Raw genomic sequence first — 18,010 nt, 5'->3', positions numbered from 1 at the left:
CTCCTGGTGTGCGTCGGGAACAGGCGGGCTCAGGCGGAGGGCATGGCGCCCAGCAGGATGCCGGCGGTCAGCACCACATAGGTGGCGAGGGTGACCGATCCGACGGACAGCAGCGTCGCGCCCTTGGGCTGGCGGACCAGCTGGTAGCCGATCAGGCCCGGGACGATGAACCCGAGCGTCTGGTTGGCGTACAGCAGCGGGAACTCCATCTGCAGCACGATGATCACGGTGGCCTGGATGAGCACGCCGCTGAGCACCACGGCCGCGAACAGCCGCTTGCCGTACAGGATGACGAACTTCTGCATCAGCAGCGTGGCGAGGTACGTCAGGACGGTCACGCCGACCACCAGCGCGGCCCGCTGCAGATCCTCGATGAGGGTGAGCGCGAGCCAGCCGGGCGTGATCATGCCGCCCGGCGACAGGTTGGTCGTCAGGTAGCACATCAGCGAGAACATCAACCCCAGGCCGATGCCGATCGCGGCGATCTCGGGGGTGAGGACGGAGGGGATCAACGCTGTTCTCCTGGGCTGTGCCACTGCTGGCTGTCGTCGGCGGAAGGCTGGGGAGGGATGCGGGGCTCGAACAGCCCCCTGGACGGGACCTGTCCGAGCGAGGGGCCGCTGTCCGGGTGCGCCTGCGGCGCGGCGGGGGCGGGCTGGTCACCGTGGTACTGCTGCGCCCAGACGTCGTCCGGGTACGGCTGGCCGTACCCTGCCTGGCTCACCTGCTCCGGGTCCGGGTTCGGGTACGGGTGTCGGGCGTCGCGCTGCACGGGGACCTGCGGGACGTACGGCTGCTGCGCGTAGCGCGACTCGTACGCCTCCGGGTAACCCTGGTACGGGTCGATGCGGGGCGCGTACAGCTGCACGGTCTCGACGTGCTCGACCACGGCGGGCGCCGCCCCGGTGCGGCCGGCCGGGGCCGCGGCCACGGGCTCGTCAGCGCTGTCGTCCGGCGGGAGTTCGGCGAGGTGCTCCAGCAGGATCTCGCCCTGGCCGTGGATGTTGCCGATCGCGACCAGCGATGAGTCCGGGCCGAGCTGCTCCAGCAGCCGGGCCATGAACTCCTCCGGGTCGCGCTTGTCGCCGCCGAGGTCGACGGCGCGCGAGCGGAACTCGGCGGGGATGGCGTCGATGGCGGATTTGGCCGGGTGGCCGATGACGAAGACGCGCTCCGGGTCGAGGTCGGGGATGATCTCGCCCATCTGCCCGTTGCGTTCGACGCGGTCGGGACGGCAGTTGATGACCACGTTGAGCGGGCGGTGGATGGCGCCGAGGTCGAGCAGCTGGTTGATGTTCATCAGCGTCGACTCGGGGTCGTTGGCCGCGAAGACGTTGGCGAAGCGCACCTTCTTCCCCTCGGGCGTCAGATAGCGCTCGACGGAGAGGACACCGGGGTCCGGCGGGGCCTCGTACATGCCCTTCAGTGCCGTCTCCCGGTCGACGCCGAGGAGTTCGGCGACGGTCAGCGCGATGGCCACGTTCTCCTTGAAGGTGAACCAGCTGAAGCCGCGCAGCTCCTCGTCGCTGACCATCTCCGGGTCGGCGTAGATGAGCCGGCAGTTCCGGGAGTCGGCCTCCTCCTGGAGGATGTGGAAGCGGTCCTTCTCGGCGGTGACGCAGATGCCGTCCTCCGGCATCGAGCGGCACAGCGAGCGCGCCACGTCGTCCAGGGTGGGGCCCATCTCGGCGAGGTGGTCCTCACGGACGTTGCACAGCACGCCGATCGTGGAGCGGATCAGCTTGGACTGGTTGATCTCCTGCAGGGCCGGCATGACGGCCATGCATTCGATGACGAGCGCGTCCGGCTGGTACGCGGCGGCGCGCCGCACGATGCCGATCTGCTCGACCACGTTGGCGATGCCGAACTTGCGGTAGACCGGCTCCTCGGTGGCGTCCGGGTGGATGAAGCGGGCCGCGGTGCCGGTGGTCTTGGCCACGGTCGTCAGCCCGCCGCCGCGCAGGGCGCCCGCGCACAGCCGGGTGATGGACGACTTGCCGCGGATGCCGTTGACCAGAACCCGGCTGGGTATGTGGTCCAGGTTGGTGAAGTGCCGCCGCTGCTCCACGATGCCCGCGACGAGCAGGATCGCGCAGCACACCAGCAGCACGGTGTAGAGGAAGAGCACGGGTGATCAGTTCCTTGTGTACTGCTGCGGCGCGGACGCCTGGGGCGGGGTGCGGCGGGGCTGCTGCCGGCGCTGGTCCTGCAGCTGCTGCCGGATGAGTTCCAGGGAGCGGGTGACCGCGCCGACCTCGTCGTGGTGCTGCGGGAACAGCACGGTCTTGCGGTCGCCGCCGGCCAGCGCCTCGGCCCGGTCGGCCAGCGAGCGCAGCGGCCGGGCCACCACGATATGCAGCCAGCCCAGGCAGCCGACGGCCGCGGCGGCGCCGAGCAGTCCGGCGAGCACGGTGCGGTTCTGGGCGTCGTACTCGGGGATGGCGAGCCGGTTGGCGGGCTGCCAGCTGACCACGCTCCAGCCGAGGGACTCGGCGGGGCCGCTGCCGGCGAACGGGGCGGCGGCGGCGATCCGCACGCCGTGCTCGCGGTAGAGCACCCCGTTCGCGCGGGCCTTCTTGCCGAGCCGCTGGGCGCTGGCCGCGACCAGGTCCTTGAGGTGATCGTCGGGCAGCCCCTGGAAGGCGAGGAAGCCGGTGTTGCCGGCGATGACCTTGCTGTGGTCGTCGACGAGGCGGACCACGCCCATGCCCGGCCGGGTCAGCAGGGCGTTGAGGAACTCGACGCGGAACTCGCCGACCAGCTGCGCGCCGCCCCGGCCGGGGATATCGGCGTTGGCGACGACGACGGGCTCCTTGCCGCCGTGGCCCAGCAGCCGGATCGGGGTGTCGGAGACCCGGTGGGAGCGGATCATCTTGGGGTCCTTGCCCTTCCGGGCCAGGATCTCGCCGGAGGAGTCGACGACGTAGAGGGAGCGGTAGCGCCGGTTCTCGTCGAGGGTGCGTTCCAGCACCTTCTCCATGGCCTCGGGTTCGGTGCGGTTGCCGATGAGGGAGCCGACCGACTCCAGGTCGGCGCTGCCCTCGTTGAGCGCGCGGCGCACCCGGTCGCTGAGCGTGTCGGTGCGTTCACGCTGGTCGCTGACGAGCTGCTGCGGTACGACGGCCGTGCTGTCGGCGCGGTTGATCAGCAGCATCAGCGGTGCCGACCAGGCCAGCAGCAGCACGGCGCAGGCCGCGAGCAGCGCCCGGGTGCCGATCCGGCGCAGTCCGCGCGGGCGCGGCGTGGGCCCGGTGGCGTCGGCGCTCTCGCCGAGCAGCTGGCGGCGCAGCTGTTCCAGGGCGTGGCCGACGCGGCGCGCCTCACCGTAGCCGGGGATCGTGACGGGCCGGGTCAGATCGCCGCGGGTGAGTCGGCGGGACTCCAGGAACAGCCGGATCAGCGGGCGCTGCACGGTTCCCAGCAGCACCGCCACGGCGATGGCGCCGACGACGAGGAGCGCGCCGCCCGCCAGCAGGCCGACCACCAGGGATTGGGTGCGGGTGGTGTCCTCGGCCACCTTGACCATGGCCACCACGGACAGGCCGAGGCCGGAGGCGGTGGTGACCTCCCCGGGGTCGGGTGCGGCCAGGGTGGCGTATCCGGCGACGGACCGGTCACTCAGCACGTGCCCGCCGACCAGGCTGCCGCTGACGCCCTGGTAGCCGCCGGCGCCGGGCTCCTTGCTGCTGCGCGGGTCCTGCCGGGCCTTGCGGGCGGCGAGCTGGGCGAAGTCCTTCAGCTGCTTGCGGGAGAGCTTGATCTCCTGGCGGTCGGTGCTGGTGCGTACCTGCTCGGGCTCGGGAATGCCGTCGCTGCTGAGGATCGCGCCGTCGCGGTCGACCACGGCGATGGACCGGAACTGGCCGAGGCTGATGCCGGGGAACGTCAGGTTGTTGGAGGCCACGAGCAGCAGCTGCGGTTTGCCCGGCCAGGACAGCAGCGCGAAGGACAGCAGGCGCGCCTCGCCGTTCTTCAGCTTGACCATGCGCGGCGCGAGTCCGCCCTCGTCGCCGAGGCCGGAGGTGTTCACCGAGGTCAGCGGGACGGTCTCGCCGCGGGCCGCGACCAGCTTGCCGGTGCGGATCTCGACGACGGCGGTACCCGTCCACTTCTGGTAGGTGCTGCCGAGCTTGTCGAGGACGGCGTCGCCGGAAACCGGCTGGCCGGCGCTGAACAGCGCGGCGGACCGGGTGAGGTCGGTGACGGACTCGTCGATGGAGGCACGCAGCGCGATGGCGCCGTCCTCCGCGAAGTGCTCCTGAGAGGTCTGCACCGCTTTCGGCACCCCGCCGTTGTCGACACGGCCCAGCACCAGTGCCGTGATACCGGCGAGCGACAGCAACAGCACCGACAGGACCGCGATCGGCGGGCGGATGCCTCCGATCAGCGACATATCGGCTCGTCGGCGGGCTCGGTGCTGCCGCGACGGGGGCGGTGACGCCAAGGGAGGGTCCTCTCAGGGCGTGCGGGTGATCGGTCCGCACGGGGAAGCCTGGACAAGTTTTCGAATCTGAGTGCGCTATGGGCACAACTGTTGCTCAGGTGTACCCACAGCACTCAGATAGGTAAGAGCCCCATAAAGTTGCGCACTTACCCATGTGATCTGCGCAACATCCGCGTTTATGCAGCTAGTTCCGGGCAGACGTGCGCGTCGTTCGGGCGGCGGCCGCCGCCGTCAGGGCAGCGGGGTCAGCGGCTTCAGACCGTCCTTGGCCGCGCCGCGGTTGTACAGGGTGCCCTCGGTGCGCTCGAAGGCGAGCCGCAGCCGGGCCCGCTGCCCTTCGGTGAGGTCCTGGTCGTCCCGGAGCGCGGCGGGCACGTCCAGCAGGCGGTAGTCCCGGGCGTCGTCGTCACCGTAAGTGGCCTTGCCGCCGTCCGTGGCATTCTCGGCGTCCGGCGGGATCTGCAGCAGCGTCGGCTCGAAGCGGGGCTGGACCTCCCAGTGGCCCTTGCCGTGCTCGGTGAACGTGAACCACCCGATCACGCCCTCCTCGGTCAGCCCCGTCGGCTGCTCGTGCCGGGCGATCTGGTTCCCCATGCCGTAGGCGACCCAGAGGCCGTCGACCTTCTCCATCGGCTGGACGACGTGCGCGTGGTGGCCGATGACCAGGTTGATGCCGGTGTGGTGGGCCAGCTGCCGGGCGAAGGAGAGCTGCGTGGCGGTGGCGCTCGGCTCATGCTCGTGGCCCCAGTGCAGGGAGAGGATCACCACCTCGGCGCCGGCCTTGCGGGCCCGCTGCTCGGCGGCCTTGATCCGGCCGAGGCTCTGCTGGTTGGCGACCCACGGCTTGCCCTTCGGCAGCTGGTGCGGCTCATTGAAGCCGTACGCGAACGATATCTGCGCGACCTTCACGCCCTTGACGTTCATGATCAGCGGGGTGAGCGCTTCCTTCTGGGTGCGGAAGGAGCCCGTGTGCTTCACGCCGGCGGCGTCCAGCGCGTCCAGCGTGCGCTTCACGCCGGTGTACCCGTGGTCGAGCGTGTGGTTGGAGGCGGTGGAGCAGGTGTCGTAGCCGAGGCCCTTGATGGTCTTCGCGGTCTGCGGCGGCACCTGGAAGTCCGGGAACCCCTCGAACGGGCCCTTCTCGGTGCCCATCACCGGCTCGAAGTGGCAGATCGCCAGGTCGGCCTTGCTGATCACCGGCTTGATCCCGGCCATCATCGGCCCGAAGTCCAGCCCGGCCACGCCCTTGCCGGTGTGCTTGGCGTCCTTGCGGGCCTGGTCGACCAGCTCGGGATGCATCAGGATGTCCCCGGCCGCCGCGACGGTGAAGGAACGCCCGCCGCCCTGGTCGTCCCCGTCGTCCGAGACAAGGCCGCAGCCGGCGACGGCGGCGGCGAGGAGCGGGATCAGCAGGGTCAACCGGGTGCGGCTACGGCATTTATTCACCGGGATATCTTGATACAACCATGAGAGCCACTCGCTCGCGGATCATAACGATCGCAACAATTCTACTGGTCATCGCTGGTCTGGCCGGCGGGCTGACCGCTGTGCTCCGCGCCACCCGCGACGGGGATGAGGCCACTCCCGGCCCCGGTTCCCCGAGTGCCCAGCGGGTCGACCTGGCACGCGAGGTGGAGGACTACACCAGCCGCTTCGGCCCGGGCCACGGCTACCGGCAGCCCGACCGGGCGGACCGTAGGGCCATCTCCGAGGCCGTCGGCCTGCTCCTCGACGGCCACCGCGAACAAGCGGAACGATTGCTTTCTCAACGCGACTTCACGGTGCGCACCGTCTTCGACCGGGTCTCCGAACACCGCTACACCGAAGTGGCCGACCGCACCGACGACGCCGTGACGCCGCGCGGCTGGGGCCGGGTCTACATAGACCTGGACCACCGTCCGCGCTGGTCGGTCCAGGTCCCGCACCCGGTCGCCGACCACGACACCGAGCAGCTGGGCGTCCGGGTTCTGCGCGACTCCCCCGGCGGTGTTCTCGTGATCGCAGGAGCACATCGCAAAGCCGGAAGCGGGAACTCCGCGGACATGGCGCACCGCCGGGACACCGTCTTCTACGCCATCTGCGCCGAGTTGGTCCGCCGTGGGATGCCCGGGGTCCAGCTGCACGGCATGGCCGCCTCCTCCGCCCCCGGCTACGACGTGGTCGCCTCCACCGGTGCCGGATCGGCGGGCCGCGCGGACGGCCGCAGTCTGGCCGACGCCCTGCGCACGCACGGCTTCCACGTGTGCCGGGCCTGGGTGCGGAGCTGCCCGCTGGAGGGCGAGGAGAACGTGGAGGGCCGGGCCGCCGACGCCGCACACGTGCCGTTCCTGCACGTCGAGTTCGCCCCCGAGGTGCGCGTCGACGGACCGCCCGCCGAGCGCGCGGCCACCGCCGTCAGCGAGATCACACGCCGCTGGGCGACCACCCCTGTGACAACCTGAGGGCATGGCGGACGACGCGGACGACCGAGACACCCGGGGCGGCACGGACCCGGCCACTCCCCTGCCGCTGCTCGTCGTGGACGGCGCGAACGTCGTCGGGTCCGTGCCCGACGGCTGGTGGCGCGACCGCCGCGCCGCCGCCCAACGCCTGCGGGACCGGCTGGTGCCGTTCGCGCGGTCCGGAGCGGGCGGCCTGGCCGGGCCGCTGGAGCTGATCCTGGTGGTCGAGGGCGCGGCCCGGGGCGTGGCCTCCGTGCCCGGGGTGCGTGTGGAGGAGGCGCCCGGCAGCGGCGACGACCTCATCGTGGAACTCACGGCGGCGGCCGACGACCGCCCCTGCCTCGTCGTGACGGCCGACCGCGAGCTGCGGCGCCGGGTGGCGGAACTGGGCGCCCAGGTCACCGGGCCGCGCGCCGTACTGGGCTGACCGGAGCGGCCCGCGCTCCGCAGAGCCTGTGTCCGATACCCCGGCCGGGCGCCCGCCGCCTGGCACGCACGCTCGCCGCGTTGCCGAAAGGCCGTGGTAGCTCCGCTGACCATGGCACGACCCTCCGCGCCGGAGGCCGGGAGATCGACCTCCGCGCGGTGACCCGGACCAGGGGGTTTCTGATGGATCTCCGTGGAAGAAGGAGCGGCGTTCGGTGCGTGCTCTCGGCGTGCCGGGCGGAAGTCCTCGATGGGGGTCCCCCCGCGCGAGCGAAGCCGAGCGTGGGGGAGGAGCTACTAGGGCTTTTGTCCGGTGCGGCGAGAGTGCGTGCCGGGCGTCGCGACGCCGCGGAGATCCATCAGAAACCCCCTAAGGCAACGAGGACCTTCCGGCGCCTTGCGATCGCACGCACCGGACGACGGGCGCTGATCCGACCGGGGTTCAGACACAGGCCCTCACTCCCCCGGCACCCGGGCGTACAGCACCGCCCCGTCGACCCTCCCCACCTCCTCGTAGCGTGCCGCCAGCAGGCGGCGCAGGCTCGGAACGCGGTCGGGGGCGTACGGCTTACCGCGGGAGTCGTCCACGACCAAGGCGGGGGTGTGCGCGCTCATCTCCTGCCGGAACACCGGCCAGGCGCCCCCGACGGCGTACTTCTCGCCGACCTGGGGACCGTCACGGCCCCCGCTGTAGTTGGTGAGGAGCCCGGCGGTCAGATAGCGGCTGGCCGGGGTGCGGTCGGCGAGCCAGTACGTCTCGGGGTGTATGCCCCATACCAGGACCCGGTCACCGGGGTCCGTACGGCGGGCCACCGTGTCCGCGAGCCGCTGCGCGTGGGCGAGTTCGGGGCGCGGCGCGAGCAGTCCCCAGGCCAGGAACAGCGTGCAGCAGCAGGCCGAGGTGAGCAGCGCGGTCACCAGCCGGTCACGGGGCAGGATCTGCAGCGCGGCGGTCGCCAACAGGGCCAGCGGCGGGATGAGTTGCAGGTAGTAGTGGCCGAAGAAGTGGAAACCCAGCATGACCGCCCCCGCCGACGAGGCCAGCCACAGCCAGAGCTCCGCCGACCCGGTGCGCGCGACGCGCAGGACCCGTGCCACCGGAGGGATCAGGCCCGCGCAGGCCACCGCCAGGATCCCGGTGTTGACCAATCCTCTTACCAGGACATGGAGTTCGGAGCCGGTGAAGGAGGCGTAGGCGCTCGAACCGGTGACCGTCCAGAACAGGAACCCCGACGGGTCGGTGACCAGCGCCGCGCTCAGCACGGGAAGAGTCAGCCCGACCCCCAGCCGGACCAGGCCGCTTCGGGGCGCCGCCGCGGACCGCCACAGCAGCCACACCACCGGCACCAGCACTGCCCCACCCGTCTGTTTCGCCAGCAGCGCGCACGCGACGGCGAGCCCTGCGGCACCCCAACGGCGCCGGTCCGCGCACCACATCGCCAAGGCCGTGCACGGCAGCATGAAGATCTCGAAGGTCGCGGCCTGCGCGTCCTCGGGGTTGAGCCCGATGGAGGCCAGCAGATACAGCACGCCCGCCGTGCGCCCGGCCGCCGCGCCCCAGCGGCGCCGGGCCAGCGACGCCAGCAGCACGGCGGTCGACAGCTGGGCCACCACCGCGAGGACCCGTACCGAGGTGAGCGAGCCTGAGCCGCACACCGCGAACGCCGCCTCGTACAGCCATGGCACGAGCGGCGGCTTGCGGTCCACGACCGTCTCGTACAGCTCTCCCCCGTTCGCCAGCAGCCGCGCCTGTACGGCGAGATAGCCCTCGTCCGGGTTCCACAGCGGGCGCAGGAAGGAGGGGGCACGGGTGAGACAGACCAGCACCGCGAGGACGGGCAGCAGCCGTCTCCAGTAGCCGCGGCCCGATCCTCGCGACTCGGCCACGGAGCGTGGTGATCCCAGGAGCTCGGCGAGCATACGGTGCACGCTATCCGGCCCCGCAGTCTCCACCGAAGCAGGACATACGGGGCCGGAGCATCAACCGGGCCGATTACTCTTCGCCCCGGCCCGGGCGCTTCAGCACCTGGCCCACCGTCGTTTCCTCGTGAAGGCCCAGGCGGCTGTGCGAACGCCCGTACAGGAAGTAGACGACGAAGCCGATCACCATCCAGATGACGAACCGGAGCCAGGTCTCGGCGGGCAGGTTCAGCATCAGCCACAGCGTGGCGAGGACGGACACGATCGGGAGGAACGGCACCCAGGGCGTGCGGAAGGCGCGGTGCAGGTCGGGGCGGGTGCGGCGAAGGATGATCACGCCGATGGCGACGACGACGAAGGCGAAGAGCGTGCCGATGTTCACCAGTTCGGCGAGTTCGCTGAGGCTGGTGAAGCCGGCGAGGATCGCGATCACCACACCGAGCAGGATCGTCGGCCGGTGGGGGGTCTTGAAGCGGGGGTGGACGCGCGAGAAGAAGCGCGGCAGCAGTCCGTCACGGCTCATCGCGAAGAACACCCGGGTCTGGCCGAGGAGCAGGATCATGCAGACCGTGGTCAGGCCGACGGCGGCGCCGAAGCTGATCACACCCGCGTACCAGGGGTGCCCGATGGCCTTGAAGGCATCGGCGAGCGGGGCGTCCACGGACAACTTGGAGTAGTGCTGCATGCCGGTCACCACGATCGCCACGGCGACGTACAGCACGGTGCAGATGAACAGCGAGCCGAGGATGCCGCGCGGCATGTCCCGCTGCGGGTTCTTGGTCTCCTCGGCGGCGGTGGCCACGACATCGAAGCCGATGAAGGCGAAGAAGACCACCGAGGCGGCGGTGAAGACGCCCATCACACCGAAGTTGGACGGCGCCCAGCCGAACATCAGCTGGATGAGCGGCGCCTTGAGATTGCCGGCCGCCTCCACGGTCTGGGTCTTCGGGATGAACGGCTTGTAGTTGGAGGAGTTGACGAAGAAGGCGCCCGCGATGATCACGATGAGGACGACGGTCACCTTGATGGCGACCACGACCTCGGTGACGCGCGCGGACAGCTTCATGCCGAGCACAAGGATGACGGTGAGCACCAGCACCAGGGCCGCGGCCAGGATGTCGAAGCCGAACCCCGTGGCCCCCTCCCGGCCGCTGAGCGCCTCCGGCATGTGCCAGCCCGCGTTGTCCAGGAGCGAACGGATGTAGCCGGACCAGCCGACGGCGACCACCGCCGTGCCGAGCGCGAACTCCAGGACCAGGTCCCAGCCGATGGTCCAGGCGGGCAGTTCACCAAGGGAGGCGTACGAGAAGGTGTACGCGGATCCGGCCACCGGGACCGTGGAGGCGAACTCCGCGTAGCAGAGCGCGGCGAGGGCACAGACGACGCCGGCCACGACGAACGCCAGGGAGACCGCCGGGCCCGCGTTCTCCTTGGCGACCTTGCCGGTGAGGACGAAGATGCCGGTGCCGATGATGACACCGACGCCGAAGACGGTGAGATCCAGGGCGGACAGCGACTTCTTGAGTGCGTGCTCCGGCTCCTCAGTGTCCAAGATCGACTGCTCGACCTTCTTCGTCCTGAAGAGGGTGCTGCTCACGGGCGTACCTCCCACCTTGCCGTCCTCGACATGATCGAGGGGGTTCGTGGTGGATATGCCCCGACATAGGTCGATTCACGCGAAAGGGCCGGTTTCACCACCCTTACAGGGTGCCGAAACCGGCCCGTCAGACCGAGCAATTCGTCAGTCGCGCGCGGGTTCCACCGAGTCCACGGCCTGCGCCGCCGAGCGGTCGAAGCGCCCGTCGAGTTTGGCGACGAGGCCGGTGACCTGGCGGGCGATGTCCGGAGCGGTCAGGCCGATCTCCGCCATGACCTCCTTGCGGGAGGCGTGGTCGAGGAAGCGCGGCGGGATGCCGAAGTCGCGCAGCGGGACGTCGACGCCCGCGTCGCGCAGGGCCTGCGCGATCGCCGAACCGACGCCACCGACACGGGAGTTGTCCTCGACGGTGACGACCACGCGGTGCTGCTCGGCGAGCGGAGCCATGGCTTCGTCGACCGGCTTGACCCAGCGCGGGTCGACGACGGTCGTGGAGATGCCCTGCTTGTCCAGGAGGTCGGCGATCTCCAGGCACATCGGCGCGAGCGCGCCCACGGAGACGAGCAGCACATCGGGCACATTGCTGCCCGGGGCGCGCAGCACGTCCATGCCGCCGATCCGGCCCACGGCGGGCACGGCCGGGCCGACCGCGCCCTTGGAGAAGCGGACCACGGTCGGCGCGTCCTTCACCTCGACGGCCTCGCGCAGCTGGGCGCGGACCTGGTCGGCGTCGCGCGGCGCGGCGAGCCTGAGGCCCGGCACGACCTGAAGGATCGACATGTCCCACATGCCGTTGTGCGAAGCGCCGTCGGTGCCGGTGACGCCCGCCCGGTCCAGGACGAAGGTGACGCCGCACTTGTGCAGGGCCACGTCCATCAGGACCTGGTCGAAGGCGCGGTTGAGGAAGGTCGCGTAGACGGCGAAGACGGGGTGCAGTCCGCCGGTGGCGAGGCCCGCCGCGGAGACGGCGCCGTGCTGCTCGGCGATGCCGACGTCGTAGATGCGGTTCGGGAAGGCGTCCGCGAACTTCTTCAGGCCGACCGGCTGCAGCATCGCCGCAGTGATCGCGACGATGTCCTTGCGCTCCTTGCCGAGCTCGACCATCTCGTCGCCGAAGACGGAGGTCCAGTCGGCACCCGAGGCCTTGATGGGCAGGCCCGTGTCGGGGTGAATGGGACCGATGCCGTGGAAGCGGTCGGCCTCGTCCTGGAGGGCGGGCTGGTAGCCGCGGCCCTTCTCGGTGAGGCAGTGCACGATCACCGGGCCGCCGAAGCGCTTGGCACGGGCGAGCGCCGACTCCAGGGCCTCGATGTCGTGGCCGTCGATCGGACCGACGTACTTCAGGCCCAGATCCTCGAACATGCCCTGCGGGGCGATGAAGTCCTTGAGGCCCTTCTTGGCACCGTGCAGGGTCTCGTAGAGGGGCCGGCCGACGACCGGGGTGCGCTCCAGGAGGTCCTTGCCGCGGGCCAGGAAGCGCTCGTAGCCGTCCGTGGTGCGCAGGGTCGCCAAGTGGTTGGCGAGGCCGCCGATCGTGGGGGCGTACGAACGCTCGTTGTCGTTGACGACGATCACCAGGGGGCGGTCCTTGGCATCGGCGATGTTGTTGAGCGCCTCCCAGGCCATGCCGCCGGTCAGGGCGCCGTCACCGATGACGGCGACGACGTGGTCGCTCTTGCCACGCACCTCGTTGGCCTTCGCGAGGCCGTCGGCCCAGCCGAGGACCGTGGAGGCGTGCGAGTTCTCGATGACGTCGTGCTCGGACTCGGCCTGCGAGGGGTAGCCGGACAGGCCGCCCTTCATCTTCAGCTTCGCGAAGTCCTGACGGCCGGTGAGCAGCTTGTGGACGTAGGACTGGTGGCCCGTGTCCCACAACACCTTGTCCTTGGGCGACTCGAAGACACGGTGCAGGGCGATGGTGAGCTCCACGACACCGAGGTTGGGGCCGAGGTGGCCGCCTGTCTTGGAGACCGCTTCGACGAGAAAGGTCCTGATCTCGCCGGCCAGCTGGTCCAGCTGCTCCAGGCTGAGCCGGTCCAGATCGCGCGGTCCCCTGATGCGGGTCAGCAGCGGCACCCGTGCCTCCTTGCAGTAGAGCTGTTCGAGCTTTGCCGGGTCAATCGAGTCTAATGTTCCGCCTTTCACGTCGACGTCCGGGCTCCGCGTTGCACGTCGCGCGTTCGGCCGTAAATCATCCATACGCACGTTTCCTCTACGCCCGTACGCACGTCCGTTCGCGGACAACGGCGTGCCCGGGTCCGCGCGTGGAAGTGCCTGGGTACGGACATGGAAGTGCCCGGTACCGCCATTGGTACCGGGCACTTCGTCCAGGGCCGGAAGGGGCCGGACCGCTAGGCGCGGCCTGCCGTCTTCTGGGTCTTGCGGGTGACCGCGTCGATGACGACCGTGGCGAGAAGCACACCACCGGTGATCATGTACTGGACCGGAGAGGCGATGCCCTGCAGGGCGAGGCCGTACTGGATCGAGACGATCACGAGCACACCGAGCAGCGCGTTCCAGGTGCGGCCACGGCCACCGAAGAGGCTGGTTCCACCGATGACGGCCGCCGCGATGGCGTTCATCAGGAGGTCACCGGCGCCCGCGCCCTGGTTGGCGGAGGCGATCTTCGAGGCGATGAACAGACCGCCGATCGCGGCGAAGGTGCCGGAGATCGCGAAGACCGAGATCCGGACCATCTCCACGTTGATACCGGCACGCCGGGAGGCCTCGACGCTGCCACCGAGCGCGAAGATCTTGCGACCGTACGAGGTGCGGCGCAGCACGAAGTCCGTGAGCAGCAGCACCGCGACGAAGATCACCACGGCCAGCGGCAGACCCTTGTACTGGTTGTAGAGGATCGCCACGGCGAAGGAGAGGATCGCCAGGAGCACGGTGCGCGCGATGGTCTCGCTCAGCGGCGCGGACGGCACACCGGCGGCCTCACGGCGGCGGTTGCCCAAGTACGAGGTGAGGAAGTACACCGCGGTCACGGCGACCGCGAGGGCGTAGGCGGCGGCCACATCGGTGAAGTAGTAGCTGGTCAGCTTGGCGACGACGCCTTCGCTGTCCAGGTTGATGGTGCCGTTGCTGCCGAGGATCTGGAGCATGAAGCCGTTCCAGAACAGCAGACCCGCCAGCGTGACGGCGAAGGCCGGCACACCGATGCGCGCGAACACGAAGCCGTGGATCGCACCGGCGGCCGTGCCGGTGAGGATGGCGAGCACGAAGGCCAGCCACTCGTTCATGCCGTGCGTGACATTCAGCACGGCGAAGGCGGCGCCCGCGACACCGGAGACCGAACCGACCGACAGGTCGATCTCGCCGAGCAGCAGCACGAAGACGATACCGACGGCGATCATGCCCGTGCCGACCATGGCGACGGAGATGTCGGACAGGTTGCCCGCGGTGAGGAAGTTCGAGTTCAGGCTGGCGAAGATCGCCCAGATGATGATCAGGCCGATGACGACGGGAATGGAGCCCAGGTCGCCGGACTTCATCTTCCGCTTGAACTCGGTGATGTAGCCCTTGAGGCCCTGTTCCCGGACGAGCAGCCGGGGGTCGACCGCGGTGACCGCAGCCTGCGCCGCCTCGGGGTTCTCCACGACGTGCTCGTCGGGGGTGGCGGAGGTCTTGTCGATGCTCACTTCTGAGCCTCCCCATTGCTGCGCGCCGCACGACGGGTCACGGCGTTCTCCGTGGCGCCCGTGATGGCGGAAATGATCTCTTCCTGGGAGGTCGACTTGACCTCGAAGACGCCGTTGTTGCGCCCCAGGCGCAGGACGGCGACCTTGTCGGCCACAGCCTTCACGTCAGCCATGTTGTGGCTGATGAGGATCACCGCGTGGCCGCGCTCGCGCAGCCGCTCGACCAGGTCGAGGACCTGGGCGGTCTGCTCGACACCGAGAGCGGCGGTGGGCTCGTCGAGGATGACGAGCTTGGGCGCGCCGAGCATCGAACGGGCGATCGCCACCGTCTGGCGCTGACCACCGGAGAGCGAGGCGATCGGGATACGGACGCTGGGGATGCGGATGGACAGCGTGTCCAGCAGCTCGCGCGAGCGGCGCTCCATCTCGACCTCGTCCAGGATGCCGCGCTTCTTCAGCTCGCGGCCCAGGTAGAGGTTGCCGACGACATCGATGTTGTCGCACAGCGCGAGGTCCTGGTAGACCGTCGCGATGCCCAGCGCCTGCGCGTCGTGCGGCTTGTTGATCTGGACGGTCTTGCCGTCCCACTCGATGGCGCCCTCATCGATGGGGTGCACGCCGGCGATCGTCTTGACCAGCGTGGACTTTCCGGCGCCGTTGTCGCCCACCAGGGCGACCACTTCGCCGGCGTGGACCTCAAGCTCTACATCGGTGAGCGCCTGGACGGCACCGAATCGCTTGGAGACCCCGCGCAACGCCAGGACAGGCGTAGCGGACACGTGAACCATCTCCTTCGCCGCCTGACCCGGCGGGAGGTTGTGCAGAAAGTTTTGGAGGGGGGTTGTACCGTCCGGCGCCCCGCTTAGCTTGCGGGGCTGTTGGATGCGGGGCGCCGGAGGGGCTCGATTACGCAAGTCCCGTACGGGAATTCAAGAACGAATTCCCGTACGTGGATAGAGACTTGCGGTGACTTACTTCAGACCGATCTTGTCGCAGTCGGCCTTGTACGCGGTGGTGCAGATGTCGGTGACCGTGTAGACGCCGTCCTTGATGACGGTGTCCTTGATGTTCTCCTTGGTCAGCGAGGTGACCGGGACGAGCACCGACGGGACGGCCTTGTTGGTCGGGCTGTCGACCTTGTCCTTGGCGATCGTGTCGAGCGCCTTGCCCTGCGCGAGCGCGACGGCCATCTCGGCGGCGGCGTCGGCCTCCGGGGCGTACGGCTTGTAGACGCTCATGTACTGCTCACCGGCGACGATGCGCTGCACACCCGCGAGTTCGGCGTCCTGGCCGGTGACCGGGACGGAGATGCCCGCGGCCTTCAGGGCGGTGATGATACCGCCGGCCATGCCGTCGTTGGCGGAGTAGACACCGATGATCTTCTTCTTGCCGAGAGCCGAGATGGCGCCCTCCATGTTGGAGTTGGCGTTCTCCGGCTTCCACTCCTTGGTGTCGTACTCCTTGCCGACGTTCACCTTGCCGTCGAGGACGGAGTGGGCGCCCTTCTTGAAGAGCGCGGCGTTCGGGTCGGTGACCGAGCCGTTCATCATGACGATCTTGCCGCTCTTGGCCTTGGAGCCAAGGGCCTTCAGGAGCGCCTCGCCCTGGGTCTTGCCGACGGTCTCGTTGTCGAACGAGGTGTACGCGTCGATCGGGCCCTGCGCGAGACGGTCGTAGGCGACGACCGGGATGCCGGCGTCCTTGGCCTTCTGCACCGAGTTCTTGATGGCGGCAGCGTCCACAGCGTCCACGATCAGCACGTCCACCTTGTTGGTGATCATCGTGTCGACCTGCTGGTTCTGCGTGCTGGCGTCCTGCTTGGCGTTGGCGTAGACGACCTCGCCCTTGTCGTTCGTCAGCTCCTTGATCTTCTTCGTGATCAGGGGCTTGTCGAACTTCTCGTAACGCGCGGTCTGGTTCTCGGGAAGGAGCAGACCGACCTTGATCGCGTCGCCCTTCTTGGCAGAGCTGGAGCTGTCGCTCTTGTCACCGGACTCCTTGGCACTGCCACAGGCGGCCAGCGAGACGGCCATCGCACCAGCGGCAACGGCAACGGCGGCACGACGCATACGCGTGTTCACTTCAGAAACCTCCCTGACGAGGCCGCGTCGTTGCGGCCGAGGTGGCTGGAAGTCAACTCGGCCACACGTGCGACGTCAAGAAGTAAATACTTAACGAGATGGCAACGGTGCCATGCGTTCTCTAAGTGAAGGCAGGGGCGACTGCGGACAGCGAGCCGTCCAAAAGGGTCGAATCGCCCATCTCGCTGAGTGCGAGAGCGAGTGCCCCGAGGACCTCCGCGCGGCCCCCAAGTGCCCCTGGCAACACCGAGAGTTGACGTGCGGCGCTGGGGATCGCGTAGCGGCCGACCGACTCCCTGATGGGCCCGAGAACCAGCTCCCCGGCCTCGGCGAGATCGCCGCCGAGGACCACCCGGCTCGGGTTGAGCAAATTGCAGAGATTCGCGACTCCGCTGCCGATGTGACGACCGACGTCGGCGATCACCCGACGACAACCCGGATCCCCGTCCCGCGCCAGCCTGACCACGCCGTCCATGGTCAGATCGGTGCCGTGACTGGACTGCAGGAGCGGCAGCACATAGCGCGCCGCCGCAAACGTCTCCAGACAGCCCCGGTTGCCGCAACGGCAGACAGGGCCGGATTCATCAAGAGTGATATGACCGATTTCACCCGCGGTGCCGCCAGGTCCGCGATAGATCTTGCCGTCGATCACCAGACCCGCGCCGACACCGCTGGCGACCTTGATGTACGCCAGGTCCTTGACCCCGCGCCCGCTCCCCCAGACCATCTCGCCGAGCGCGCCCAGGTTGGCGTCGTTGTCCACGTGCACGGGCACGCCGAGCCGCCCCCGCAGCTCCTCGGCGGGCCTCGCCCCGGTCCAGCCCGGCAGGATGGCGGTGGACCCGAGGGTCCCCGACTCCACATCGATCGGGCCGGGCACACCGAGCCCCACGCCCGCGATCTTGGACCGGTCGACCCCGGTTGCCGCGATCAAGCGGCTGACCAGCTCTTCAGCCCGGTCGAAGCCCTGCGCGGCAGAGGCGTCCACATCCAGCGGCTCGGACTCCTCGGCCAGCACCTGGTGGGCGAGATTCCCGACCGCGACGCGCAAATGCGTATGCCCGAAGTCGACCCCGATGACGATGCCGGCGTCCCCGCTCAGACTGACGCTGCGGGCCCTGCGGCCGCCCGCCGAAGTGGGTGTGACCTCGACCGTTCCGCCGTCCTTGAGCTCCCGGACGATATTGGAAACGGTCGCGGCGGACAGACCCGTCGTCCTCGCGATCTCCGCCTGCGTGAGCGAACCGGCAAGGCGCACCGCACGTACGACGCGCTCCAGATTGGCCCGATGCAGCGACGACTGCGACCCCGGAGTCTCCATTGACTCTCCACCCTTAGCCCCTGGCTCGCGTCACACCGGGTGACTGAGCCTTGTACAAGTTATGAACCCCAAACTCCGCTGGATGCACCTGTGGCGTCAAGCCCTTGACAGAAATCGGTTCCATCCGCCGTACACA

Annotated in this window: 13 protein-coding genes; 2 read left to right on the top strand and 11 right to left on the bottom strand. The window is 69.4% G+C overall.

Translation table 11 applies throughout. The features are described 5' to 3' along the window. Positions 1-29: 29 nt before the first annotated feature. The 4 genes from IEY95_RS25045 to IEY95_RS25030 all read right to left on the bottom strand — a co-directional run bounded on the left by IEY95_RS25045 (position 30) and on the right by IEY95_RS25030 (position 5,890). The gene (locus IEY95_RS25045; RefSeq protein WP_145486594.1) at positions 30-512 is read right to left on the bottom strand and encodes a poly-gamma-glutamate biosynthesis protein PgsC/CapC; all 483 of its coding nucleotides are present in this window, start codon (positions 510-512) and stop codon (positions 30-32) included. Beyond that, positions 509-2,128, bottom strand: a complete 1,620-nt coding sequence (pgsB, locus tag IEY95_RS25040) for a poly-gamma-glutamate synthase PgsB (protein WP_189188356.1) — start codon at positions 2,126-2,128, stop codon at positions 509-511. Before pgsB ends, IEY95_RS25045 begins: the two co-directional genes overlap by 4 nt. A gap of 6 nt (positions 2,129-2,134) precedes the next feature. Then, positions 2,135-4,393 (bottom strand): HAMP domain-containing protein, encoded by a 2,259-nt coding sequence (locus tag IEY95_RS25035; protein ID WP_189188355.1) that lies wholly within the window; start codon positions 4,391-4,393, stop codon positions 2,135-2,137. 282 nt (positions 4,394-4,675) lie between these two features. Then, a complete protein-coding gene (locus IEY95_RS25030; RefSeq protein WP_229703313.1) occupies positions 4,676-5,890 on the bottom strand; it encodes a CapA family protein in 1,215 nt (404 codons plus the stop codon). 101 nt (positions 5,891-5,991) lie between these two features. Here IEY95_RS25030 and IEY95_RS25025 point away from each other — a divergent pair, with 101 nt between their 5' ends. Continuing rightward, positions 5,992-6,885 (top strand): hypothetical protein, encoded by an 894-nt coding sequence (locus tag IEY95_RS25025; protein WP_189188354.1) that lies wholly within the window; start codon positions 5,992-5,994, stop codon positions 6,883-6,885. 4 nt (positions 6,886-6,889) lie between these two features. Beyond that, on the top strand, positions 6,890-7,312 hold the full coding sequence (locus IEY95_RS25020) for a PIN domain-containing protein (protein ID WP_189188353.1): 423 nt from the start codon (positions 6,890-6,892) through the stop codon (positions 7,310-7,312). A gap of 455 nt (positions 7,313-7,767) precedes the next feature. Here IEY95_RS25020 and IEY95_RS25015 read toward each other — a convergent pair whose 3' ends face one another. The 7 genes from IEY95_RS25015 to IEY95_RS24985 all read right to left on the bottom strand — a co-directional run bounded on the left by IEY95_RS25015 (position 7,768) and on the right by IEY95_RS24985 (position 17,874). Then, positions 7,768-9,231, bottom strand: coding sequence for an ArnT family glycosyltransferase (locus IEY95_RS25015; protein ID WP_189188352.1), 1,464 nt, complete (start codon positions 9,229-9,231; stop codon positions 7,768-7,770). 73 nt (positions 9,232-9,304) lie between these two features. Next, on the bottom strand, positions 9,305-10,828 hold the full coding sequence (locus tag IEY95_RS25010; protein ID WP_189188351.1) for an amino acid permease: 1,524 nt from the start codon (positions 10,826-10,828) through the stop codon (positions 9,305-9,307). Positions 10,829-10,972: 144 nt separating this feature from the next. Continuing rightward, the gene (gene dxs, locus IEY95_RS25005) at positions 10,973-12,904 is read right to left on the bottom strand and encodes a 1-deoxy-D-xylulose-5-phosphate synthase (protein WP_189188350.1); all 1,932 of its coding nucleotides are present in this window, start codon (positions 12,902-12,904) and stop codon (positions 10,973-10,975) included. A gap of 275 nt (positions 12,905-13,179) precedes the next feature. Beyond that, a complete protein-coding gene (locus tag IEY95_RS25000; protein ID WP_189188349.1) occupies positions 13,180-14,472 on the bottom strand; it encodes a sugar ABC transporter permease in 1,293 nt (430 codons plus the stop codon). Then, on the bottom strand, positions 14,469-15,260 hold the full coding sequence (locus IEY95_RS24995) for an ATP-binding cassette domain-containing protein (RefSeq protein WP_189188348.1): 792 nt from the start codon (positions 15,258-15,260) through the stop codon (positions 14,469-14,471). The genes IEY95_RS25000 and IEY95_RS24995 overlap by 4 nt, the downstream gene beginning before the upstream one ends. Positions 15,261-15,443: 183 nt before the next feature. Further along, positions 15,444-16,541 carry a substrate-binding domain-containing protein gene (locus tag IEY95_RS24990; RefSeq protein ID WP_189188484.1) on the bottom strand — a complete coding sequence of 366 codons (1,098 nt, stop codon included), beginning with the start codon at positions 16,539-16,541 and terminating at the stop codon, positions 15,444-15,446. A 133-nt stretch (positions 16,542-16,674) separates the two neighbouring features. Next, entirely contained in the window at positions 16,675-17,874 is a 1,200-nt protein-coding gene (locus IEY95_RS24985) for an ROK family transcriptional regulator (RefSeq protein ID WP_189188347.1), read from the bottom strand. Positions 17,875-18,010: the final 136 nt, after the last annotated feature.

This window comes from Streptomyces albiflavescens (assembly GCF_014645835.1).
In the GTDB taxonomy this organism is placed as follows: domain Bacteria; phylum Actinomycetota; class Actinomycetes; order Streptomycetales; family Streptomycetaceae; genus Streptomyces; species Streptomyces albiflavescens.
Note: the sequence above shows the minus strand (reverse complement) of the source record. Positions and strands in the feature narration are given on the sequence as shown.

What these genes read in the sequence shown, in the direction of transcription:
- IEY95_RS25035 (WP_189188355.1), bottom strand. Translation starts at nt 4,393, where the DNA reads ATGTCGCTGATCGGAGGCATCCGCCCGCCGATCGCGGTCCTGTCGGTG.
- IEY95_RS24985 (WP_189188347.1), bottom strand. Translation starts at nt 17,874, where the DNA reads ATGGAGACTCCGGGGTCGCAGTCGTCGCTGCATCGGGCCAATCTGGAG.
- IEY95_RS25020 (WP_189188353.1), top strand. Translation starts at nt 6,890, where the DNA reads ATGGCGGACGACGCGGACGACCGAGACACCCGGGGCGGCACGGACCCG.
- IEY95_RS24995 (WP_189188348.1), bottom strand. Translation starts at nt 15,260, where the DNA reads ATGGTTCACGTGTCCGCTACGCCTGTCCTGGCGTTGCGCGGGGTCTCC.
- IEY95_RS25015 (WP_189188352.1), bottom strand. Translation starts at nt 9,231, where the DNA reads ATGCTCGCCGAGCTCCTGGGATCACCACGCTCCGTGGCCGAGTCGCGA.
- IEY95_RS24990 (WP_189188484.1), bottom strand. Translation starts at nt 16,541, where the DNA reads ATGCGTCGTGCCGCCGTTGCCGTTGCCGCTGGTGCGATGGCCGTCTCG.